General features: G+C 40.2%; 16 protein-coding genes. 10 read left to right on the forward strand and 6 right to left on the reverse strand.

Annotation, left to right across the window (positions count from 1 at the left end; translation table 11 throughout):
• Window positions 1–77 precede the first annotated feature (77 nt).
• Window positions 78–665, forward strand: coding sequence for a porin family protein (locus NQ505_RS09675; protein WP_009000271.1), 588 nt, complete (start codon window positions 78–80; stop codon window positions 663–665).
• 154 nt (window positions 666–819) lie between these two features.
• Here the strand turns inward: NQ505_RS09675 and NQ505_RS09680 are convergent, their stop codons facing one another.
• The 5 genes from NQ505_RS09680 to mdh form a co-directional block, all read right to left on the reverse strand.
• Entirely contained in the window at window positions 820–2,079 is a 1,260-nt protein-coding gene (locus tag NQ505_RS09680; RefSeq protein WP_004297229.1) for an ABC transporter permease, read from the reverse strand.
• Window positions 2,080–3,261, reverse strand: a complete 1,182-nt coding sequence (locus NQ505_RS09685; protein WP_004297230.1) for an ABC transporter permease — start codon at window positions 3,259–3,261, stop codon at window positions 2,080–2,082.
• A gap of 2 nt (window positions 3,262–3,263) precedes the next feature.
• Window positions 3,264–4,256 (reverse strand): HlyD family secretion protein, encoded by a 993-nt coding sequence (locus tag NQ505_RS09690; protein WP_004297231.1) that lies wholly within the window; start codon window positions 4,254–4,256, stop codon window positions 3,264–3,266.
• A 106-nt stretch (window positions 4,257–4,362) separates the two neighbouring features.
• A complete protein-coding gene (locus NQ505_RS09695) occupies window positions 4,363–5,826 on the reverse strand; it encodes a TolC family protein (protein WP_004305509.1) in 1,464 nt (487 codons plus the stop codon).
• 272 nt (window positions 5,827–6,098) lie between these two features.
• A complete protein-coding gene (gene mdh, locus NQ505_RS09700) occupies window positions 6,099–7,040 on the reverse strand; it encodes a malate dehydrogenase (protein WP_004297234.1) in 942 nt (313 codons plus the stop codon).
• 634 nt (window positions 7,041–7,674) lie between these two features.
• Here mdh and NQ505_RS09705 point away from each other — a divergent pair.
• The 9 genes from NQ505_RS09705 to NQ505_RS09745 all read left to right on the forward strand — a co-directional run bounded on the left by NQ505_RS09705 (window position 7,675) and on the right by NQ505_RS09745 (window position 23,394).
• The gene (locus NQ505_RS09705) at window positions 7,675–8,265 is read left to right on the forward strand and encodes an RNA polymerase sigma factor (protein ID WP_009000272.1); all 591 of its coding nucleotides are present in this window, start codon (window positions 7,675–7,677) and stop codon (window positions 8,263–8,265) included.
• A gap of 144 nt (window positions 8,266–8,409) precedes the next feature.
• Window positions 8,410–9,552 (forward strand): FecR family protein, encoded by a 1,143-nt coding sequence (locus tag NQ505_RS09710; protein WP_009000273.1) that lies wholly within the window; start codon window positions 8,410–8,412, stop codon window positions 9,550–9,552.
• Window positions 9,553–9,839: 287 nt separating this feature from the next.
• Window positions 9,840–13,109, forward strand: coding sequence for a TonB-dependent receptor (locus NQ505_RS09715; RefSeq protein WP_232293039.1), 3,270 nt, complete (start codon window positions 9,840–9,842; stop codon window positions 13,107–13,109).
• Window positions 13,110–13,115: 6 nt separating this feature from the next.
• Window positions 13,116–14,966, forward strand: coding sequence for a RagB/SusD family nutrient uptake outer membrane protein (locus NQ505_RS09720; RefSeq protein ID WP_009000275.1), 1,851 nt, complete (start codon window positions 13,116–13,118; stop codon window positions 14,964–14,966).
• A 20-nt stretch (window positions 14,967–14,986) separates the two neighbouring features.
• Window positions 14,987–16,447, forward strand: a complete 1,461-nt coding sequence (locus tag NQ505_RS09725; protein ID WP_009000276.1) for a DUF3823 domain-containing protein — start codon at window positions 14,987–14,989, stop codon at window positions 16,445–16,447.
• A gap of 103 nt (window positions 16,448–16,550) precedes the next feature.
• Window positions 16,551–18,764 carry an alpha-N-acetylglucosaminidase gene (locus tag NQ505_RS09730; RefSeq protein ID WP_032853783.1) on the forward strand — a complete coding sequence of 738 codons (2,214 nt, stop codon included), beginning with the start codon at window positions 16,551–16,553 and terminating at the stop codon, window positions 18,762–18,764.
• On the forward strand, window positions 18,751–20,619 hold the full coding sequence (locus NQ505_RS09735) for a hypothetical protein (protein ID WP_009000278.1): 1,869 nt from the start codon (window positions 18,751–18,753) through the stop codon (window positions 20,617–20,619). Before NQ505_RS09730 ends, NQ505_RS09735 begins: the two co-directional genes overlap by 14 nt.
• A gap of 33 nt (window positions 20,620–20,652) precedes the next feature.
• Entirely contained in the window at window positions 20,653–22,347 is a 1,695-nt protein-coding gene (locus tag NQ505_RS09740; protein ID WP_009000279.1) for a hypothetical protein, read from the forward strand.
• Between the two features lie 174 nt (window positions 22,348–22,521).
• On the forward strand, window positions 22,522–23,394 hold the full coding sequence (locus NQ505_RS09745; protein WP_009000280.1) for a hypothetical protein: 873 nt from the start codon (window positions 22,522–22,524) through the stop codon (window positions 23,392–23,394).
• Window positions 23,395–24,026: 632 nt separating this feature from the next.
• Here the strand turns inward: NQ505_RS09745 and NQ505_RS09750 are convergent.
• Entirely contained in the window at window positions 24,027–24,896 is an 870-nt protein-coding gene (locus tag NQ505_RS09750) for an NAD kinase (RefSeq protein ID WP_032853871.1), read from the reverse strand.
• Window positions 24,897–24,907: the final 11 nt, after the last annotated feature.

The raw sequence follows: 24,907 nt of genomic DNA on the forward strand, positions 1-24,907 counted from the left end.
CCCCACACTTCAAACAGAACTATTAACTAACAATGCCAACCAAAGGGAAGAGGAAGGCAAACTAAAAAATGAATGATATGAAAAAAGGTTTGATTTTTGTGCTATTTGCACTTGTTTCTATCGTTTCTTATTCTCAGATGTCTTGGAATGCCAAAGTAGGAATGAACATGAGTAACATCACTGATTCTGAAATGGATATGAAGATTGGTTTTCAAGCTGGGGTAGGAATGGAATATGCATTTTCTGATATGTGGTCTATTCGTCCATCATTGATGTTTACTACTAAAGGTGCTAAAGTTAGTGAAGAAGGTGTAGACGTAACATACAATCCGATGTATTTGGAATTGCCGATTATGGCTGCTGCTAGCTTTGCTATTGCTGATAATCAGAATATCGTAGTAAAAGCAGGTCCTTATTTTGCTTATGGAATTGCTGGTAAGGCAAAATTTTCTGCTGGTGGAGAGTCTGAAAAAGTCGATCTTTTCGGTGATGGAGAGGATCAAATGGGTATGAAGAGATTTGATGCAGGTATTGGCGTAGGCGTTGCTTATGAAATTAACAAATTTTTCGTTGACCTGACTGGTGAATTTGGTTTGGCTAAATTAGGTGATGAGGGTTCTTCGAAGAACATGAACTTCTCTATTGGCGTAGGTTACAAGTTCTAAACTTATTATACTCTCTTTATAATATCTCTAAAATCCCTCGTTCTATACTCTCTTGGAACGGGGGATTTTTTTATATCCTTATTAATAAAAAGAAAAACGGCATATCCCATTGAAAGGATACACCGTTAATTCTCTCTCTTGTAATTCTTACTCATTAATCACTTATCTGCTTGGATAAGTTTGCTTTCTCTTTTAATTCTTTGTATCTCTCTATTGCATGTTTGCGACTCATCAGTATTTGCCAGCGGTATACCCAACAAGTGGTTAGGAAATAAATACCAGCTTGTAGCCATAAAGCTTTATATTCAAAAGCTACTTCACTAAGAGTGGCTCCCATATTGTTGATTTTTACAAAGCCATTAATTCCAAACGTTGAGGGGAAGATGTAGGATACATACTTCCAAAACGGAGGAATAGCTGCTCCCGGCCAGGAAATTCCTGAAATAAATAACAGGGGGACTGATGTGAATACAAAAATCAGCATACACGTTTCCCGGTTACGAATGGCAATAGAAGCTGTCATCGCAAAGAAAATACAAGCCGCAAGATAGGGGACAACGAATAATATTAATGAACTGGGTTGCCCAATTTGGTTGAGGCTAAACAATCTTGGAACTACATAAAGTACGTAGAAAGCTACCAATATATAAACCAGGAAATAACTCAATCCTTTTCCTAATACGATTCGTAACGTTCCGTTGTAGTGACGGTTAATAGGTACAAGATCCTTAAACCTGTTGTTCTCACGAGCAGTTCCTGCAGCGAGACCGATGCCGAGCAATAATGTCTGTTGGATAATCAATACCAATACAGCAGGAATCAGGAAAGCGGCGAACCCGGCAGTGGGGTTGAAGATGGAGATTTCTTCATATTCTATCGGATAAGCAGTGATTTCATCCTGACGGTCGGTCGTGTTTCCGCTACGTGCAATTTTGATATCCCTGTTCATATCCAGAGAAACGGCAGTGTTGGCAAGAAGCATCGATTTATAGTATAACAATCCGCTCATGTCGCAATAGATACTGACTTGTGTCTGTTTTCCTTTGGCAATATTGTCGCTGAAATCCGAAGGGATATAAATGATACCATACGCACGCCGGTTCTTTAGCATTTGTTTGGCTTCTTCCATATCAGCACAGTAAGAGACGATTTGAATATCGGGTGTGGCATCTACCTTACGGAGATATTCACGACTAAGAGATGAATGTGAATCGTCTACAACAACGGCAGGAACTTCACGCACTACTTCGTTGTCATAAATGAAACTATACAACAACGGATAACCTAATGGGACGAGTATGAAAAATATCAGCACCCCCTGGTCGCGGAAAGTTGTCTGAAACTCCCGCTTCCAGATATAAAACAGGTCATTGATGCCTTGGGCTATCTTGTCTTTTAATTTTATATCTTTCATTTAGGGTATATATTTATAGTAAACCAATGCTTCCTTCAGGCGATGAACCACAAAGAAGGGGAGCATCATAAATATTAATAGTGCCATATAGTTGGTCCATGAGTAAGCCATACTATATCCGTTGAGTGCTTGATCGACGTAAATCAGGAAATAATGCCGCAACGGGAATAGATTACTCAAAGCCTGTAGAACAGGGTGCATAGCCATGACCGGGAATGAAAATCCGGAAATGGAGAACGATATGACTCCCCACAGGGAGGCAAAACTTAATCCGAGTCGTAGAGTCGGCAGAGTTCCTATCATAACAATACCACAACATTGAGATGCCAGTACGAGACACAGTGTGGCGAATATCATCGGGAATATGCCGCTGTTGCAAGGAAAATGCAGAAATCCATACAGGTATACATTATAAAATATACCCATAATGAAAAAGACTATTGTGTGGGGAAGCAGTTTTCCTGCCAATGCAATGTAAATGGAGTTGTTACTCATTCGTAGCCATTCGCGGGCAGTGCGATCCTTGATTTCCACACCGATTGAATAAACGGTAACCATAAATATTAATAGCATGAGTACTCCCGGTATCAGTGTATTACATAAGTATACCGAATAATTCAGCCACGGATTATTTAGTGGGTGTGTATCAATTACGATCGGTTGCAGATAAGCCATAGCCTGATCCTCTGTCGCACCTTTGGCATACAGCATCGTCCGGGCTGCAGCTCCGGAGGTGAGTTCTCCCATCATTTTCATATCCCTGAACAATAGAGAGCCTGCAATCAGGTATGAGTAATTGGTATAGAAAGAGATCGTTGGCTGCCGTTGGCTTTGTGCCTCTGCCGATAAACCCTTGGGGAGATAGAAGAAGCCGTAGATTTTTCCCTCCTGCATGGCAATACGTGCATCTGTTACATTGCTGTAATGAGCTACAACCCCTGTCTGCGAAAAAGCATCCAGATTGCGGACAATATTACGGGAAGTAGACGAATCATCCATGTCCACCACTCCCGCAGGAAGATCCTTGGGAAGCCCCGAATCCATTAAAGTGGTGAAGAATATATAACAAAACAGCGGGGCAATGACCATACAGAAGAGATAGAGCGGGCGTGATACCAATCGCCGGCACTCTCTTTGCATAACCTGCCACAAAGCTATATATTTCTTTTCTCTCTCTTTCATGGTTACTTGTCAATGATAACAGACATACCCGGACGGAGATTTTCCACTTTCTCTACCGGAGAAGCTTTCACCTCGAATGTTTTCAGATCAAATTGTCCGGTCGTTTTGGTTGCTTTCCAGGCAGCATAAGTGCCTAAGTCTTTCAGATAATATACTTTGAGCTGGATCTTTTTATTATCCAGAGCAGGAATGATAGCTTCGAACTCCGACCCCATCGTCAGGTTCTTGAGCAAATCTTCGCGTACATTGAATGTTACCCACATATCGTTGAGTTCAGCAATATTCATGATAGGAGCACCGGTACCAACCAATTCGCCTACCTTCGGGAATATTTCAGAAACTTCCCCGGCAGCCGGAGCAATGAGATAAGTCTCCTTAATATACGATTCAACTTCGGCAACAGCTCCTTTCGCCCGGTTTACCAAAGCTTCCGCAGCCATCTTATCTTCACGTTCCGCTCCATTCTTCGCCATGGTATATTGTGCTTTGGCAGCTTTCTCTGTTGCAATACTTGCGTCCCGTTGCGCAGTCACTTCATCCAGCTTCTGTGCAGGCATCACTCCCTGTTCGTAGAGATTCTTGATGCGTTGATATGATTTCTCGGCAATGGTAACGCCTGCCTGGGCTTTTTGCCACATTTCGTATGCCGCCTGGATTTGTTCCTCACGCGCGCCTTTGATTGCTTTTGCGTTTTGTGCCTGTGCGGCAGCTTCAGCAGCACGTGCCTGTTCCATTTTTGCTACCACGTCAGGAGCTTCCAAAATGGCCAGCGTATCCCCGGCATTGACACTTTGGCCTTCTTTCACGCGAAATTCCAGTATACGTCCCGGAACTTTACTTGAAACGCGATATTCGGTAACTTCAGCCTGTCCCTGTATAATTTCAGGACCCTTGCGGAGCATGAAGAAACCGACGACTGCAACGATTGCAATAACTCCCAACAGAGTAAGGAATGCAAGAAGCATATTGCTGTTTTGTGATTTTATAGGTGCCATATGATTTATGAATTATGATTTATGGATTGTGATTTATAGATTGTGAGTTGGTTAGAGATTGGGTTGTTTCTGATTGGGTTCTTAACTTTATTTTTCCGAATCTTATTTATTTCAGCGTTCCCAAAGACTTCTTCAGATAGATTTCCGTTAGCTTCACATCTATTTGCGCGTCAATCTTTTCTGAATGAGCAGACAACCATGCTGTTTGTGCTTCAAGAACATTGCTGGTGGCAATCACTCCTTCTTTAAAACCAAGTGTTGCATAGCGTAGATTTTCTTCCGCTTTTTCCATGTTTTTAGAAGACATTACCAGTTTCTTACCAGCTTCTTTTACCTTGAATGCAGCCTGATTGACCTGCAACTCTATTTTTTCACGAGCATCCTGAAGTTGGTACTGTGCAATACGAGCTTCGGCTTTTGCCGCTCTGGTTTTATAAATACCTTCTCCCCAGTGCCATATAGGTATCTGTACCATAACTCCCACATTCCACATACCTTTGAACTTGTTTTCAAAGCTGTTGAAAACTGAGGGATTGGTTACCATATAATTCCCCATCAATGCGATGGATGGAAGATGCTCCGCACGGGTTACATTTACTTTCTGTTTATAAATCTGCGTTGCCAATTCGAGGCTACGTATCTCCGGACGATTCTCATAAGCGGTGGATAGATCGAAATGAGGGTCCGTTGTCAGTAATGGAATGTCTTCCATATTTTCGTCTGCCAGTGTGATGGGAGAACTAAGATCAATACCACATAGTTGACACAGCAACATTCGCGCAAGACTCAATCCGTCTTCCACTTTAGTCAGTGTCATTTCGGCTTCATTTACCTTGACGCGTACAGACAAACCATCCGCTTTGGTGGCTACTCCTTCATTAATCATTTTCTCTACATCGCTGTCCAGCTGTTGCAGAAGCTTTAGATAACCTTCCGCCAACTTCTTCTTATTAACCAGTGAAATGACTTGCCAATAGGCTTGGTCCGTACTCATGATTACTTCCTGCATACCGCCGTGATGTTGTTCTTGAGCCAACTCTTCGGCATACTTTGTTATTTTGTTGTACGCCCGGATTTTCCCGCCCATGTATAAAGGTTGTGTCAATGTAATGGCACCTGCATAGACATTTCGGGTGTCTGTACGGAGTGCATCCACTAAAGAGTTTCCCGCTTGATCGAGGGCGGGCAGCACCGCTCCTAATTTTCCACTTAAGGAAGAAATAAGTGGTGCCAAGTCAGGATGTGCTGTTGCAATCTCGGTTGCAGCTTGTTGGATGGGGCCAGCCAGATTCGTTCCTAACCCTGAAAGCGCGGCTTTCTGGTCATTGTTTAATAATGAAAACTCTTTCTGGTTCCTCATGTAAGCTCCCGTTGCCGAGAAATTAGGCAAATAATTTGTAAATGCAGCTTTCCGTTGATAATGAGCCGCACTTATTTTTTCATTGCTTATCAACAAATCTTTGTTGTTGGCAAGAGCTAATGCGCGGCAACTATCCAGACTTAGAAAGCTCTGCGCTTTTACTGTAAAAGTGAAACTTAACAGAAATGTCAGAAGAAAAACTTTTTTCATCGCATCTTGCATATTAATAAGGTGGTACTTCTATTTTAAATAACCCTGTTCTTATGCAATTTGTTTATTAAAGTAGTCTGTTTTTTTGTACTTGTTTACTTAAATAATAATTGCATAAACAACGATGCAAATGTATGTGCTTTCTGTGAGAACTCAAAACGAATTAGCTTTTTTTAGAAATATAGTGGGGATGGATTCTGTTGAAAAGAAAGAAGGCTATTCCTCATGGCGAGGAACAGCCTTTCTTGATATATAAAGTAAGGGGATTTTAATTACAGAGCACCTACTTCTTTCAAAGCAGCGTTAGTTCCGTGAACAGCTTTTGCGCTAGCTGCGAACTTAGCTTTTTCGTCTTCGTTCAGGTTCAGTTCAACGATCTTTTCGATACCGTTCTTGCCAAGGATTACAGGAACACCGATGCAAAGATCTGATTCGCCGTATTCACCTTCCAATAATACAGAACAAGGAACCATCTTCTTTTGGTCGTGAAGGATAGATTCAACTACGAATGCTCCTGCTGCACCCGGTGCATACCATGCAGAAGTACCCAGCAATTTAGTCAGCGTAGCACCACCTACCATAGTAGCAGCAGCAACTTCTTCAAGCTTTTCTGCAGAGATGAAATTAGCTACAGGCATACCTTTGTAAGTAGCGAAACGAGTCAAAGGAATCATAGTAGTATCACCGTGACCACCGATAACCATACCTTCTACTTCGTTAGCGTTGCAACCGATAGCTTGAGACAAGAAATATTTGAAACGAGAGCTATCCAAAGCACCACCCATACCGATCACACGGTTTTTCGGCAAGCCCAAAGCTTTCAATGCCAAATAAGTCATTGTATCCATCGGGTTAGAGATAACAACGATGATAGCGTTAGGAGAATATTTCAACAGGTTTTCTGCTACCGATTTAACGATACCAGCGTTCACACCAATCAATTCTTCACGAGTCATACCCGGTTTACGAGGAATACCTGAAGTAATCACAACAACGTCAGAGTTAGCAGTTTGAGCATAGTCGTTCGTGCAGCCTACCAATGTAGTGTCGAAACCCAACAATTGAGCTGTCTGCATCATATCCATTGCTTTACCTTCTGAAACGCCTTCTTTAACGTCCAGCATTACTACTTCGTCTGCTACTTCATTAAAAGCAAGTACATTTGCACATGTAGCACCTACGTTACCTGCGCCTACTACGGTTACTTTTGACATAATACTATATATTTAAAAAGTTGATAATTTGTTTTATCTTTTAGCGCGACAAAATTACAACGATAATCCTAATTAAAGAAATTTTTCCGTAATAATTTTAGTTAAAGGTCGAAGTTCCCGATAATATATAGGTATGATAAAAAGTTTGAGTGGAAGAAGCTGTTTTTTGCATGGTTATATACAGAATGTAGCTGCGTAAGAATGTACTATTATGGCAAATGATTCATTCAGCTATTTTTTTATAATTGCTTGCCTATTCGGAGTTACTTCGTTAGTTACTGTTACTTCGTTCCACTATAGTGTTCCGCAAGAATAACTATAGTGTCCCTTACGGATAACTATAGTGGAACGCAAGAGTAACTATAGTAGAACGAAGTAATAATAAGCAATGAGATTAATAATATTAGGCAGAGAAAGAAATAACGATAGTATCTTGATGGAGAATTTTTGGCAATACCTTTCAACCGTATGCTTGATTCATTTTTGTGTGGAAAAATAAGATGCCAGTTAAAGTGACGGGAAACCTGGCAAGTTTTTTAAATAATGAACGAATAAAGTCCGAAAGCTTATTATCTTTGTGCCAATCTGTTAATTGAAAGTTTAATGAACTGCTGAAAATATCGAAAATATCAAAATGAAGTTCTGGGAATCAAATCATCAATCTGTTCAGGAAGGGGATATGCAATTTATTGCACTTTACAAATTCTACTATCAAGATTTGTATGCTTATGGAGTGAGTTTGGGGTTCAATACCGAAGATGTGAAAGATGCAATTCAAGAAGTATATCTAAAATTGTATTTCAATGAGCGCCTGTGTATTGATGAGAAGAAAATAAAATTTTATTTGTTGCGTTCGGTTAGGAATCAGCTGATTGATTGGGAGCGTACAAAGAAAGATACATCTTCTATAGAAGAAGAGGAAAGGAGTTTTAAATTATCCGTATCCGTTGAAGAAAGCTTTATTTCTGATGAAGAAGACTTATTACTGAAAAAAAGGGTGAATAGAATTCTTGATTTGCTGACAGATCATCAGCGGGAAATAGTCTATTTACATTTTATAGAGGAAATGCCTTATGAAGAGATTGCGGTAATGCTGGATATGAAAATTCAAACGGTGCGCGGACAAGTCTTTAAAGCGATGGAGAAATTAAGAAAACTGGATTCAAAAGATTATTTTCTGTTTTTTCTTATCTTATACCTGCATGGCGTTTCTGACTTTAAATAATTGAAAAAGAGTATTGTATACGGAAGGCGGGGAGCGTAAACCTATACCTCTCTGCTTTTTTATTTATTTTTTCCTTGAAAAAAGGAGATGAAAGGCATACGAATCTCGTATATATAGTAAACAGGTCTTTAATTGAAATAAATAATGAAAGAATATTCATCATATACTACAGCTGATTTTTTGAACGATGATTTATTTCTTTTCTGGTATTATTCCGGAGAAGGAGATTATTATCGAAAAATCATTGCCGATTGTCCCGATCGTGAGCCGTATTTAAAAGAAGCGATGGAGAGACTGGCGGCGTTAAAGTGGGAAAAGCCGGTTTTACCCCCAAAAGAAGTGGATAATGCTTGTTTGAAACTGGAACAAGCCATTCAAAATCGGAAAATGTCTCAACGTAAATATCGATTGTATAAGATGAGATGGTGGAGCGCTTCAGTTGCGGCAGCTATTCTTATCCTGTTTGTTTCGGTAGAGGTTATTTGGAAAAGTGCTCCGGCAATTGATTATCTAGCTTTGTTGCAAGTGAATGACTCTGTGTTTATGAGTGGTAAAACGCAGCTTTTTGTTGACGATCAGTTGAAAGAAACTTTTGAAGGTAATCTGGATTTGGCTTACGATCAAATGGCGACAGATGCTGGTGAAGGGGAATTTAATAAATTAGTTGTTTCGTATGGCAAACGTGCCCGTGTCACTCTTTGCGATGGTACGAAAATATGGGCGAATGCAGGAACGGTGCTTCTATATCCAACACATTTTGAGGATAAGAAGCGTGAAATATATGTAGATGGAGAAATATATATTGACGTGACTCCTAATCCGGAGAAACCTTTTATTATTAAGACGTCGGATATGGGAGTAAAAGTGTTGGGGACTTCTTTCAATGTTTCGGCTTATCGGGAAGATGTAGAGAAAAGTGTTGTGCTGGTTACAGGTAAAGTGGAGGTAACAGCATCTAATGGAGAATCTGTACGTATTTTACCCAATGACCGGTTCAGGCAATCCACTGATAAATATGTGGTAGATAAAGTGAATGTGGAGGATTATGTGTCGTGGAAGGAGGGACGATTATCGTTTAAAAACACAGAGCTTGGCGGAATACTCAAACAACTGTCCAGATACTATAACGTAAGAATTGATTATGATAAACAACAACAAATCACTTGTAGCGGAAAACTGAATTTGGACGATACGATCGAACAGATATTGAATACTATCACAGAAACGGCTCCTGTGGTAATAAGTAAGGAAAACAATGTTTATAAAGTAACAATAAAGAAAAAATAGCCTATGATTAATATGTGAAAAACCATACTCTAATTTATCCTTTTGAGAGGGAAAGGATACCAGCCAGTTTTATTCGTAATAGAATAGCCTTAAAATATTGAAGTATAATTTTAATTCTTAAACAGATGAATGAAAAACATCAAAAAAAGAATCACACTTGCCTAAGTGTGAGAAGGCCCTTTATATGCTTTTTTCTAGCATTGGGTGTGTTTCTGCTATCCGCTTTTCCTACTGAATTGTATGCCCAGAAGAAAACAATTACTTTGGACTATAAAGAGTTGGGACTAATGGAACTTTTTAAGAAGATAGAAGAAAAGAGTGATTATGTCTTTTTCTACTATGACGTATTGATAGATAAGGATGTGAAGGTTCCTGCACGTTTCAAAAACATGACAGTAGAGCAAATTCTGGATAAAGTTTTTGCTAACATGGAGCTTACCTATAGCATTAATAAAAAACAGATAACTATTAAAAAGAAAGTATTGCAGGAAAAAACGAAGAAAGAAGGTCAAAGCTCTATTGTAAAAGGAGTGGTATTCGACCAGTCTCGTGAACCGTTGCCCGGAGTTAGTATTGTAGTGCAAGGTACTAATATCGGGACCGTCAGTGATCTTAATGGAGCTTATTCCATTCATGTGCCTTCGGATGATTCGAAGATTATTTTCTCCTATATAGGTTTCGCTCCTGTGACTTATTCGGCAAAAGAAATGAATAAGCTGTCAGAAGTGGTGTTGGTTGAAGATACAAAAACAATTGATGAAGTGGTTGTGGTAGGATATACGACCCGTACACGTGAGAAATTAATCAGTTCCGTCTCGACTATAAACAATCAGGAACTAGTTAAGTCTACAGTCCCCAATCTGGAGAATGCGTTGACAGGGCGTGTGTCCGGAGTCTTTTCCCGTCAGACTAGTGCTGAACCGGGTTCAGATGGTGCCGATTTGAAAATTCGCGGTTTTGGTTCTGCTTTGGTGGTAGTAGATGGTATTCCGGGAAGAAATTACAGTGATATCGATCCTTCCGAAATTGAGTCCGTTTCCGTATTGAAAGATGCATCGGCTGCCGCTGTTTATGGGATGCAGGGAGCAAATGGAGTTATTCTTGTAACGACTAAAAGAGGAGGAAAAAACAAACCGACGACATTGGATATCAATACGCGCTTCGGATTGCAAATGCCTCATAACTATCCACAGCCTGCATCAACCCCGCTGTGGCAGACATTAGTTGGTGAATATTATGCTAATATGAAATTGATTAATGATAAGAACGCGGTAATTACTCCCGCTGATATGGCTACACGTGACTATGCTTATAATACCAATTGGTATGAGGAAATGATAAAGAACGCTCCCATCACCCAGTCCAATATCAATATTTCGGGAGGCACAGATAAAGTCAGTTATTTTATTTCAGCCGGCTATTTATATCAGGGAGGTATTTGGTCAACAAATTTTACTGATAAGAATCGTTTCAATTTCCGTAGTAATTTGGATGCGGATATACTGAAAAACTTGAAGTTATCTGTCGGAGTGGGAGCTGTCATTAACAGTCTGAATTATCCGAGATCCGCTTCGTATGAGATAGCCCGCAAAATGAAAGATATGGCTCCGAATATTCCGGTAAAGTGGCCGGGGCATGACGACTATTATGCTTTTGGTGGGGAAGGTACGGTGAATCCGATGGCATTGGCGGATAAAGAGGCATCCGGATATTCCAAGAAAATAGCCAAGAATCTGAATGTGGATTTTTCTTTAGAGTATAAGGTTCCCTTTGTAGAGGGGCTTTCTTTGAAGGCTACGATGGGATATACGCAATCTGATTCGTGGAATAAGAACTGGAATATGAATATCGTTTATATGGGCTATCGGGAGGATGCGCAGGAATATTATGAGAGTGCTTCCGCCTCTAATGCCAATAAAGCAAGTTTGAGTTTGGAAGATGGTTTTTCCTATAATATAACCGGACAAGGTTTTATCAATTATATCCGTTCGTTCGGGAATCATAATATAAACAGCGGACTGGTCTTTGAATTTTCGGATGCGGAAAACCGTTCTACTGTTACGTCTCGTGGAGAATTTCCTTCTACTGTGTTGGATATGATGGCGGGTGGAATTGCCAATAAACAAGTGACAAATAGTGAAGTTTTCCGTAAATACAGGACGGCTTCTTTCATCGGTCGTTTCTCTTATGATTACCGTTCCAAGTATTTTGTCGATTTCAACTTTCGATATGATGGTGCCCAGTATTTTGCCGATAAGTGGGGTTTCTTTCCCTCTGCCTCTGTAGGATGGATGCTGACAAACGAAGAGTTTATGAACCCGTTGAAGAAAGTCTTGAATGAGTTTAAAATTCGTGCCTCCTGGGGAGAATTGGGTGACTTGTCGGCTGCCAGTCAATATTATGCTAATAATGAGCAATACTATTTTCAAAGCGGCTATCAATATCCGGGTACTCCGATGAATTTTGGTGACCGCACCATTTATGGATTAAATCCCACCTTGAATCCTAATCCGGATTTTACATGGGCTACCTCGTCAATGATAAATGCGGGTGTTGATTTTAAGTTGTGGAATGGCTTGCTTAGCGGATCGGCAGATGTGTTCTATCGTCAGCGTAAGGGACTTCCGGCACAAAAGGCCAATGATAATGCAGGAGCATTGGCTACTTGGTATAACTTAGACCATGACAACACCCGCGGTTTTGAGTTCTCATTGAATCATCAATATAAAATAGGAGAAGTCAACTATTTTGTCGGAGGAAACATGTCGTGGTCCAGAACCCGGAAAGGGAACATTGAGCACGGAAGATTTACAAGCGGTTATGACGAATGGAAATGGAACACTGAAGGACATTGGAATAACGTACGTTGGGGATATAACTGTATTGGACGTTATCAGTCGTATGGAGAAATAGCCAATGCACCCATGCATAATAATTCGAATAATAACAGTGCCATATTGCCGGGTGACTTAAAGTATGAAGACTGGAATGGCGATGGCTATATTGACAATTATGATCAACGTCCTATCGGAAGAAATGCTTATCCGGAGTTGGTATATGGTATTAATCTGGGACTTTCCTGGAAGGGAGTTGATTTCTCCATGTTCTGGCAGGGAGGGGCATTGTCGGACTTCCAGATCGGTGCCTTCGATATGGATGCTTTCCAGGAAGGAGCTACTAACTTGAACACTTGGGAATATTTTGGCGATCGTTGGCATCGTGCCGATTATACTGATCCGAATTCTGAATGGATACCCGGGTATTTTCCTGCGGTCCGGGATTTTACATCAGTAACGATCAATCGTCTAAGTTCTAATTTTTGGATGTGGAATGGAAGTTACATCCGTCTGAAAAATGTGGAATTGGGATATACTTTGCCACAACGAATTACCCAGAAGGCTAATATCAAACAGTTGAGGATTTATGCGAATCTTTATAACTGCCTGACCTTCTCCTCACAGAAATTCTTTGATCCGGAACAGCTTGAAAGTCAGTATTCGTTTGCCAGCTATCCGCAAATCATGTCATTTAATGTAGGTATAAATCTTAAATTCTAACAGGTTATGAAAGTAAAATCTATCATATATATGGTATTGGCATTGAGCTTGTGCTGTGGATGTAGCGATTGGCTTACTGTCGATTCGAAAACCATTCTTAGTGAAGAGGACATTGCCAAATATCCCGAACTGGCAGAAGCACAGTTCTTATCCAATTATGCGGAATTACGTAAATCAATTCATTGTATCGGTGACGGAGCAATGTCGTATAGGCAACATCATCTGGATGCTTTTACCGATGATGGAGCGAGCAATATTACCTACGAGAATGGGGTCATGAGAAATAACACTCCGGGTACTGTTTTTGGAGGAGTCTTTTCTCAAAGCAAAGGTGAAATATTTGAGGCGGTATGGAATTATAAGACAATCAATATTGTTAATAAGTTTATCGCCACTTATAAGAATTCGGATAATGAAGGGGTGTTGAGTACAGTCGGTGAGGCTTATTTTATTCGTGCTTATCTGTATTTTGAGATGGTGAAACGATATGGGGGCGTGCCTTTGTATTCAAGTCCGTTGGATGATGTAAGCTCCATCAACAATCGTTCTACAGAGGAAAAATCCTGGGATTATATAAAAGATAACTTGGACTCGGCTCTTGTATTGCTTCCGAAAGTACAGCGTATTGCATCAGAAGATCGTGACCGTGCCAATCGGTATACAGCTTTGGCGTTGAAGTCGAGGGCTATGTTGTATGCGGGGACTATTGCTAAGTATGGAAAAGTTTCAAATAATAGTTTCCAGGGAATCCGCAAAGAAATGGCGAAAACATATTTATTGGAAGCGGCAAAAGCAGCAAAGGAAATCGTTGATGATGGTAAGTATGCGCTCTCTACTGAATTTGGCGATTTGTTTAATGGAAAAGATGAAAATAATAATGAGATAATTTTCCGTTTTGCTAACGTTGCCAAGACAGGAGTAGCTGTATATGAAGATTACTGGTACCAATCTTATCGTATCAAACGGTCTAGTTATTGTGCCTTTATGGTTCCTCCTTTAGATGTTGTCGAACAATTTGAAACATTAGACGGCAAGATTCAGCCATTGGATTATGCCGCTTCAAAGAATAATCCCGAAGATTTTTTTGCAAACCGTGATAAACGTCTGGATGCCACTGTTATTTATCCGGGAGGAGAGTTCTTGGGAGAACGTTTCTCTATTTACCGGAAAACACTCGTAAAAAGGACAGATGGAACTACTGAAGAATATTCTTATGAAAAATCTGAAGATTGGATGGGAGCGGGGAAAGTGCCCGGTCACGAAAAATACATGAAAAGTGGAGCAGATGGTATCTTCTTGAACCTTTCCGCCGCAGGAACTACTAACTGGGGATTTTTTCTGAAAAAAACACTGTATGGAGTGAAGAGGTTGGATGATTATCTTATACAAGAAAACGATCAGGATGCTGTCGTTATTCGGTATGGCGAGGTTATTTTAAATTTGGCTGAAGCTGCCGTTGAGCTTTCAACCTATGGAGTGAATGACTATTTAGCGGTTGCCCAAGTCGCTTTTGACCTATTGCGTAGTATACATGGAGGATTGCCTGCCAAAACGATGGACTTGGAGGTTGTACGGCATGAACGCCGGATAGACTTGATGTATGAAGGATTCCGTTATTGGGACTTGAAGCGTTGGCGCATTGGGGAAGAAAAGATGCACAATAAAACGTTGAAGGCTCTCTATCCCATTCTTCATATCGATGAAACAACTTCTCCTGCCTCCGTTTATTATACGTTGGAGAAAGTAGAAGCACCGGATTTGGCTACGAGAGTGAAATGGTTCGAGGAAAGAGACTATTATTGTCCGCTTCCTTTAAGCAAAAGCCCGGGTATCGTGCAGAATGACGGTTGGAATTGATAACCCTAAAAGAAAAGAATATGAATAGAGCTAGATTATATATAAATATCAAACTGTTACTTTTAGCAGTGTTAACACTGAATCTGTCAGGGTGTGAACTTGACGAACGTGTGGACGATTTGACCGGTGGCTACGAAGGCGCTTTTATTGACAGGCTGACCGGTGAAAAGGTGGCTACCGAATATTATGGAGCTAAATTAAAGTTACTTGATCTGGAGTATGGAAATGTAGCGGTTCCCTTGGAGTATAACACACTTCCTGAAGGAACATATCGCAATACCAAAGTATATCCTTCCCGCTATAAAGTATGGGCGAACGGACCGTTCTTTGAGTTGGATACCATTTATGGTGATATTCGTAGTTTTAAGAAAATGGACTTGATTGTTACCCCTAATGTAACATTGAAAATCAAGAAGGTGGAAGTGTTGTACGGCATTACAGCGAACGTCACTTTTACTTATCAGGTAAATGACGAACGCTCCAAGAATCAGGAAATAGGATTGGTATATGGCAAAGAGCAATATCCCGGACAACGTACGGCTATGAATGAAAGCGAAAGCGGTTCACATACTTACAAACGAATAAAGAAGAATTTGGCAGAATTGTCGGGAGAATTTACGGAGACTCTGTTCTTAAACCCTAACAGCACATATTATCTAAGAGCTTTGGGACGTACGGAATCAGCAGGAGATTACTGGAATTATTCAGAACAGACTGTGATTAATACGACAGATATTGATTTGTCTTCCTTACCGATTGAAGCCGCTGTCGGAGTAAGTAGTGCCACTTCTGCTGTTTTGCAGTGGGCATTTCCTCCCGTTGTTGACGAGATAAAGGTTTCTTATACGGATCGGGATGGTGAAGAGGTGATGGATAAATTTAAACCTACGGATTATTCATACGTTGCCAATTTACCTCATAATCAAAAGAGTACAATCAAAGTACAACTTCTGGCGAAAGGAGTTGCCGGTCCGGAACAAACGATTGAAGTACAGACTAAATCTTTGACGGATAAATATGTACCTGCCTCAAACACTCGTCCGGAAAATGTTCCTTTCTACAATGATTCGGAATTTAAAAAATCATTATCAGGTGAATGGGCATTGATATATGGTCCTACAATCGGCGAAGACTGGTCCACTACCGATTTACGTTTTGAATATTTCGATTGGTGGGACACATGGTTGATAGGATTTGCCGACCGTATGCCTGCTTGCCAGGATATAGAGAATTTTAAATCACTGACGATTCAGGGAGAAATACAAACGTTGGTTGATATTTTACCTTTTGTTAATCTGGAAACACTTTCTATCATAAAGGGTAAAGGCTTCTCGGTGGATAAAACGATTAATCCGAAAGTGGACCTGACAGTTCTGAAGAAACTGAAGAAACTTAACACTGTTATTATAGGACCGGATGTGCCGCTTACTAAAAAGAATTTTGATGATGCGGGACTTACACATCTGACGATTACCAACTAGGTCGGTAATCACACTACTCCCTTTGACAAGCGAATGTGTCTAGTGGGTAACATCGGATACATTCGTTTTTTAAAAGAAATATATAAATGAAAATATAAATAGTATGTGTAAGATTAAATGTTTATTTCTACTGATGTTGATCGTATGGTGTTCTTCCTGCAAAGAAAGTACAGAAGATGAAAAAGCGATGCAACAGATGGTGGAACGTTTATTTCCGGAGTATGCTTCCCAATTTAGTTTTGAACAATCAGAAAAGATTGATAAAGATTGGTATGAAATAGAAGCGCAAGGAGGAACAGTACGAATACGGGGAAATAACGCAAATTCGATGGCTGTAGGGCTGAACTATTATCTGAATCATTACTGTCTTACCTCTGTTTCCTGGTATGTGAACGATACGGTGGAGATGCCGGAAGTATTACCCATGCCACCGGCAAAAATAACTTCGACTGCCCGTTGCAAGAACCGATTCTTTCTTAATTACTGTACCTTCGGTTATACAATGCCATGGTGGACATGGAAGGATTGGGAACGGTTGATAGACTGGATGGCTTTAAATGGAATCAATATGCCTTTAGCAATCACCGGACAAGAATCTGTCTGGTATCGCGTATGGACGAAATTAGGATTGACGGATGAGGAAATACGGAACTATTTCACAGGGCCTGCTCACTTGCCTTGGCATCGTATGTCTAACCTGGATTATTGGCAGGGGCCTCTGCCTAAAGAATGGCTGGATACACAAGAAGCATTGCAGAAACAAATCGTAGCCCGTGAACGTCAATTTAATATGCGCCCCATACTTCCTGCATTTGCCGGACATGTACCGTCGGAACTTAAAAGAATCTATCCGGAAGCTAAGATTAGCCGGATGAGCTCTTGGGGAGGTTTCGAGGATAAATACAGAAGCCACTTTCTGGATCCGCTTGACCCATTGTTTGCAACCATACAGAAAGAGTTTCTGGAAGAACAAACTAAGTTGTTCGGAACAGACCATATTTATGGGGCAGATCCTTTTAATGAAGTAGCCCCTCCAAGTTGGGAACCGGAATTTTTAGCCAATTGCTCGAAGCATATTTATCAATCGATGACGCATGTCGATCCGGATGCTACTTGGTTACAAATGACATGGTTATTCTATATTGACCGACATTTATGGACAAACGAACGGGTAGAAGCTTTCTTGAAAGCAGTCCCTCAAGATAAACTGTTGCTACTGGACTATTATTGTGAGAATACTGAAGTCTGGAAGCAGACAGATCGGTATTTCGGGCAACCATATTTATGGTGCTATTTAGGAAATTTCGGAGGAAATACAATGCTTGCCGGAAACACCAAAGAAGTGGGGAAACGAATCGAAAATGTATATACCAATGGTGGAGAAAACTTTTCGGGACTGGGTTCTACTTTGGAGGGGTTTGATGTAAATCCTTTCATGTATGAATATGTTTTCAGTAAAGCATGGGATTGTAATCTGCCGGACTCTGTATGGATAGAACAACTGGCAGACAGGCGAATTGGCTTGAGAAACCAACAAATGCGTCGGGCATGGAAATTGCTTTATGACAGTATTTATACAGCACCAGCTGCTTTGGGACAGGGGACATTGATGAATGCGCGTCCTTGTTTAAAAGGAAATGGCAATTGGACGACTACGTCTACGGTAGCGTATTCCAATGAAACTTTGTTTGAGGTATGGGAGATGTTGTTGAAAGCCGGAGAACATCGACATTCTGCTTATGAATATGATGTTGTTAATATAGGAAGGCAAGTGCTGGGGAATTATTTCGGGAAGCTTCGCGATGAATTTGCGGAAGCTTATTCCCGGAAGCAATTACCGCTATTAAAACAAAAAGGAGCTGAAATGAAACAACTACTGCGTGATGTTGATACTTTATTAAGTACACAATCTTCTTTTTTACTGGGAAAATGGATTGAAGATGCCCGTTCATTAGGTACAGACGGAGCCTCTAAAAATTATTACGAAGAAAATGCCCGTACTATCGTTTCAACCTGGGGAGATAAAGATCAAAGTTTAAACGATTATGCAAATCGTACTTGGGGAGGTTTGGTATCGGGATATTATGCGCCTCGTTGGGAAATGTTTATAGATGAAGTTATTCGCTCTGTTTCTAACAAGCAGCCGTTTAATGCTGATGCTTTTCATCAAAGAGTGACGCAGTTTGAAATTGACTGGGTCAAGTCACATGAACGTTATCCTTCCGAACCGGTTGGTAATGCTGTTGAGATTGCTACTTTATTGATGAATAAATACAAGGATTCAATTTTAAAAGAAAAACACAATGAGAATAATTAGTTATATTTCAAGTATAATCATCACTTTTTCTGCATTGGCTATTATGAGCGGATGCAAAGATTCGGAAGTTGTTGATGACGGCTTTCGTACAACAATGGCTAAAGCCTCTGATGTGAAATTAAATAAAGTTGCCTATTGGCCGGGAGATCCTGTAAATTGCTCTTTTACCTTGAAAAATGAAACGAACTATCCGATGGATATTCGTGAAGTAAAAGTGGTGATTCAGAACTTGGATGATGGAGGGTGTGTATTGATAGAAAAGTCTGTTGCTTCCCATATTCAAATAGAACCGGGACAATCTGTTCCTGTGGATGCCGGGACACTGTATACCCTTCCAGCTGCATTAAAGCCTTCTTCCTTTTGTGCTGTCAAGTTCCTGTTAGATTTTGAAGATGGGATAACCACTACAATTGACGGAACATATTTCAGAGCTGTCAACGAGCAGTCGCTGTTGACTTACGATATTCAAAAGTTAGATTATCAGGGACTTCCTGTTTATCGTCAGATAGGAGATATGAGTGCCGGGTTCGGTGTATTAAAAACGATAGTTGCTTTCGATCAGGGAATAGCTGCCACCATGGAGGAGGCTCCGCAGGGTGGTACTTATCCGGTTGCGCCTACTCCGGAGTTTTTGCAACGTTCCGTTCGCAAAACTGTTGAGCTTTACAATTCGGAGATCGGAGCTGCCACAAAGATAAAGAGAGTGGTGGTTGGAACGGGGATCGCATCTGTTTCTTACTTTGCAACAATGATGGGGGCAGCCTATTTACCTATTCATTATCTGGTATCGGCTAATTCTGCTTCCGAAGTACAAGCTATACTCGATTATTCCAATCAAAATGGATATGCCTCTTATGCCACATTGGGTTATGACGGTTCTATGCCTGGAGTGGGAGTTGCCTGGATAAAATTATTGGATTTGCCGGAAGAATATAAGCAATTTATAAAAGACCATCAGGTGGAAGAAGTTTATATTTATGGAGTAGGTCAGGAAGGACATGGAGAGTCTTATTCCCGAAGGGTTTTGACGCAGAATACAATTACCGATGAATATGCGCCTGGTGCTTTATATATATTGTATACTAACTTTGGTTCGGATGCTGATATTGACGCACTGAAACATCGGTTGTATGACTATAATCAGTTAAAATTGGGTGAAGGACAGTATATCTCTGATTGGGAAAGTGGAATTGTCGATGATCAGATAGCCAATATATCCGGCTCTGCGCAAGCAATGACAAATGTGAAAGCTTATACGATTGAAACTGATGATATGATGGCTTTGTACAATATATCTTCTTTCCTGACGCTTCAATATATAAAAAAGAATCAGAGCAAGTTGCAGGCACCTTTTGTGAATGGAGTTATTTTTAACGAGTATCTTACTAATCACCCTCAATATGAAGCGTTTGTTGGATATGTACCTTTATTATATTGGCAATTTAATTCGGCGGCTTCTACAGTAGAACGTATTGATGGTTATCTGAAGCCAGCTATTGCCGGGTATTTTCCTGATGTTGTCGATCATCTGTATGAGGGATCTTTCTATCTGAATTCTAATATGAGACGCTATGAGTTTTATGACGAGCTGATAGCAAGAGGTGTCACTTCGGAGAATATTAGAATTAGGCAGAGTGTAGATAAATGGAATCCGGAAGATGATGGAGAAACGGAAGAGTATTTGGGACGCATTAATCATAAAATAGGTTCGGCTGAAGAATTTGCTTATGATATAATTGAACGTATTGGAGTGCAGAAGTATCGGAATACGGTTAAGTCGATGGAGTACCTGACATTGGAGGAGCTTCGTACTATTTGTGCACAGGTTGGAAATATGAGATTAGTAGAACATTGATATAACATCGGATTTAAGATTTAAACTAACGAAATGAATATAAAACAATTGATGGTAACTTTCTTCATTGCATTATTGGCAGGAGGAGAGATTGGAGCTCGTGTGCTGACGGATAAATTCGTTTATTCACAAGGGGAGAAGGTTGTGTTTACTTTTGATGGGAAGTCAGAAGGTAAAACGATTATACTGAAATATCTCTCCAAGAAAGGAGAACCGGTTCTTGCGGAGATTGGTGGAGAACCATTTGTTTGGGAAGTTCCTTCAGAATTTACGCCTGCAGCCGTAGGTGTTTATCAAAAAGAGGAGGGACAGTTGACATATTCTTCTTATTTTAGGGTGGTAACTCCCGGAATGTTGACTACCTATCAAATCGCTAAAGAGGAATATAAAGGTTTGAATGTGTTTATGCTCGATGGTGGGATGAGTGCGGAATATGCTGTCCAAAAATCTTTAGCTAATCTGACGGCAGGTGTGAGCCATACATGGCAGATTGGTCCGGGAGGAGGTCCCAAACCGGTATGGGGGACACCTGATTTCCTTCAACAATCCGTTCAGCATACAGTAGATTTATATAATGAGTATTTGGGTAAGTCGAAGAAACTTAAAACTGTGATAATAGCTACGGGAGTACCGACGGTACCTTATCTTTCTGCAGCTATGGAGGCTCCCGTATTGCCATTACATTTTTTGGTTTCTGTCAATTCTACCAAAGAAGTTTCTTCCATATTAGAATATTCCTCGCAAGCTGGAGTACCTTGTTATGCGACATTGGGATATGATGCTTCCATGGATGATGTCGGAGTTGCCTGGATAAAATTATTGGCTTTGCCTGATGAATATCGGAAGTTTATAATAGAACATGAAGTAGAAAATGTAATTATCGCAGGCATAGGGGAAGACGTGAAAAGTGAATCTTATTGTCGGAAACTTAGTAAAACCGGAGTGGATGGTCAGGAGTATGCAGACGGCTCTCTTTATATTTTATATACCCAATCCGGTTCAGAGCATGACATCAAAACGATATCAAGAAATGTCGTGGACTATGATACGTTATCTCTTGAAAAAGGTAAGGACTTGGCCGATTGGGAGAGCGGTGTTGTCAACAGGCAGATCGATAATATATCAAAAGGTATTTGTGAACATACTCCGGCACAAGTTTATTCTTTGATTGCTACTCATGATATGATGGATATGTATAATCTCGGTGCAAATATGGGTATGTATTTTATGTATAAGAATCGGGAGCAAACAAAGGTTTCCGTACAGGGGACTTATTTAAATGAATATTTAATATCACAACCTTTGTATGAGTTGACTCAAGGATATATTCCATTATTGTTTTGGCAGTTTGTCCCTCCTGTATCAACGATCGACAGGATAAAACGTGATATACAGAAAGTGGTGGATGTTTATGAAAAAGGTATTCTCCTAGAGAATAAAACCGTACATGTGAATGCACGTATCGGGAAAGAAGAGTTGGTGCAGGAACTAAAGAAAAGGGGATTTCGGTTTGTTACTAAGCGCAAAGATAATGTGGAAGAATTGTGGAACCTATCCGATGGAATAAATTCTCCTTGTGAAGAGGTTGTACAGAATATAGTGGAACAGATTGGGGTAAAACAATATCAGACTCAATGTAAGAATGCATTGTATTTAAATATGGGTGATCTTAAACTAGTAACGAATAATATTCCGGGACTTGTCTTTCATTCTTTTAAGAAAAAGTAGCAAGATGTTTATTAGTTACAGTAGTAACACCTGCTGAACTGAATAAGTTAGCAAGCAAATAAGTTAAAATTGTATGGATTAGCAGAGGGTTATCAAAAAACTCTCTGCTTTTCTGCTTGACTTCTGTTGCGAAATGATTACTTTTGCGCACGTTATCAATTCACAACTGAAACTATGAGTAAAAAAAGCCTTCTTATTGCGGCCGTGGCTATCTTGGTGATAGCTATTATTGGTATTACTTATTTATTGTTTACCGAAAAACAAGCTAACCGGGAGTTAGTGCAGGAATTCCAATTAGATAAGGAAGATCTGGAAAACGAATATACCCGTTTCGTACAACAATATGATGAGTTAAAGATGACGATTTCTAATGACTCTTTATCTCAATTACTGGAACAGGAACAATTGAAAACTCAACGTCTCTTGGAAGAACTTCGTACAGTGAAGAGCACGAATGCCACAGAGATCCGTCGTTTAAAGAATGAGTTGGCTACTTTGCGTAAGGTAATGGTTGGCTATATCAATCAGATCGACTCTCTGAATAAACTGACTGCACAGCAGAAGCAGGTCATAGCTGAAGTGACTCAAAAATATAATCAGGCTTCACAACAAATCAGTAACCTTTCCGAAGAAAAGAAAAATCTGGATAAGAAAGTGACGTTAGCCGCACAACTTGATGCAACTAATATTCGTATCGAACCACGCAATAAACGTGGCAAAGCTGCAAAGAAAGTGAAAGACGTGGTGAAACTGGCTATCAGTTTCACGGTCGTGAAGAATATAACTGCTGAAAACGGTGAACGTACCATTTATATACGTATTACCAAACCCGATAATGATGTACTGACCAAGAGTGCATCCAATACTTTCCCTTATGAAAACCGTACATTGGTTTATTCAATTAAGAAGTATATTGAATATAACGGAGAAGAACAGAATATCAATGTGTTTTGGGATGTAGAAGAATTCTTGTATGCCGGAAACTACCGTGTTGATATCTTCGAAGGTGGTAATCTGATTGGTTCGCAGACCTTTATGTTAGATTAATATCGGGGTATTCTTTTTCTCTACCGATATTCTATTTTCTTCTATATTAGCTAACCCGATGGTCTGTTTTTAATATTTCTTCGGGCAACAGTTGTTCTTTTATGGATGAACTGGGGAAAGAACTGCATAAATAATTGCAATAATATACAGAAAATAGGGCGAGCACAGCATGAATTTGCAGACAATATGCAGCTTTTTAATCATGGAAGCCTTCGTTGGATTAAAACCAACGAGATGTCCCTCACCGAGGAACTTATCCTTCCTCGGTGAGGGACATCTCATTTCTCGGCGAGGAACTCATATAGGAATGATTGGAAGCTATTTTTTTCTCTAGTTTGTATGTAAATAAAGGTAAGGAGAAACTGATAAAATGAATGACTGTTGTCTATAAAAGAATGATTTGCAAGTGTAATCAGTATATTTTAATCTTATTGAGTAAATATAGGGGAAAATAATGTTAATCTGATTTCTGAAGATTGTAAATCCCAACCCTTTTTGTCTTTAGTTGGAATCTATACCCAATTTGTTGCATTCCCACCAGTTTGAATATCCCTTTTTTTAGAAGTTCTATTTTTAAGTACCGTATAGTTGAATCGGGTGATGAGGAATAACGGTTGCATAATGTGAACTGCTTACCGTCTTCCGTCAGCTCCCCACATCATCTTGCTGCGGAGTGTATCGAAAAAAATGTGATTAAAACGTTTCACTACCTTTACGCTGTAATCTGCCCGGCGAATGGTTAGTTGAGTCGTTTCTTTGCAAGTTTCGCTCCTCCCGTCAATGGCGACGAGGAAGTTGTGACTTCTGCTTTCTACATCTAATGTAATCTCCCAGTCATCCCGAATAACGATAGGGCGGACGTTGAGACTATGTGGAGCCACCGGAGTGATGGCAATAGTGTTGGAATGAGGAACGATGATCGGGCCTCCTACACTCAAAGAGTAGGCTGTGGAACCTGTTGGAGTGGCAATTACTAACCCGTCAGCTTGATAAGTATTCAGATACGCGCCATTAATAGCTGTCCGGATACTGATCATTGAGGAGCTGTCCCGTTTGAGAATAGCTATTTCGTTGAGGGCATAAGGAGAATCTTGGAGATGTTTGTCCTTGCAGATTAACTGAAGTACGCTTCGTTCCTCCACACTATATCTGCCGTTTTGGATTTCATCAAATGTTTCCTCCATTTCTTCCGGTGAAATATCTGCCAGAAATCCTAAACGTCCTGTGTTAATTCCCAAAATAGGGATCCCTTTTCTTCCTACGCGGCGGGCAGCTTTCAGAAACGTTCCGTCGCCTCCGATGCTGATTACCATATCGGCAGTAAAATCATCACCATCAAATAATTGATCTGCTTCAATATCCATATTTTCAGAAACTAGGAATTGATAAAATTCCCTGCACATACCAATCTCTGCTCCTTGTTTCTTTAAAAGTTTAAACAAGGTGACAGCATGAGAAGACTTTTTAGCCTGATAAGTATTTCCAAAAATGGCAAATTTCATAAGCAACATCA

Source organism: Bacteroides sp. D2, assembly GCF_025147085.1.
In the GTDB taxonomy this organism is placed as follows: domain Bacteria; phylum Bacteroidota; class Bacteroidia; order Bacteroidales; family Bacteroidaceae; genus Bacteroides.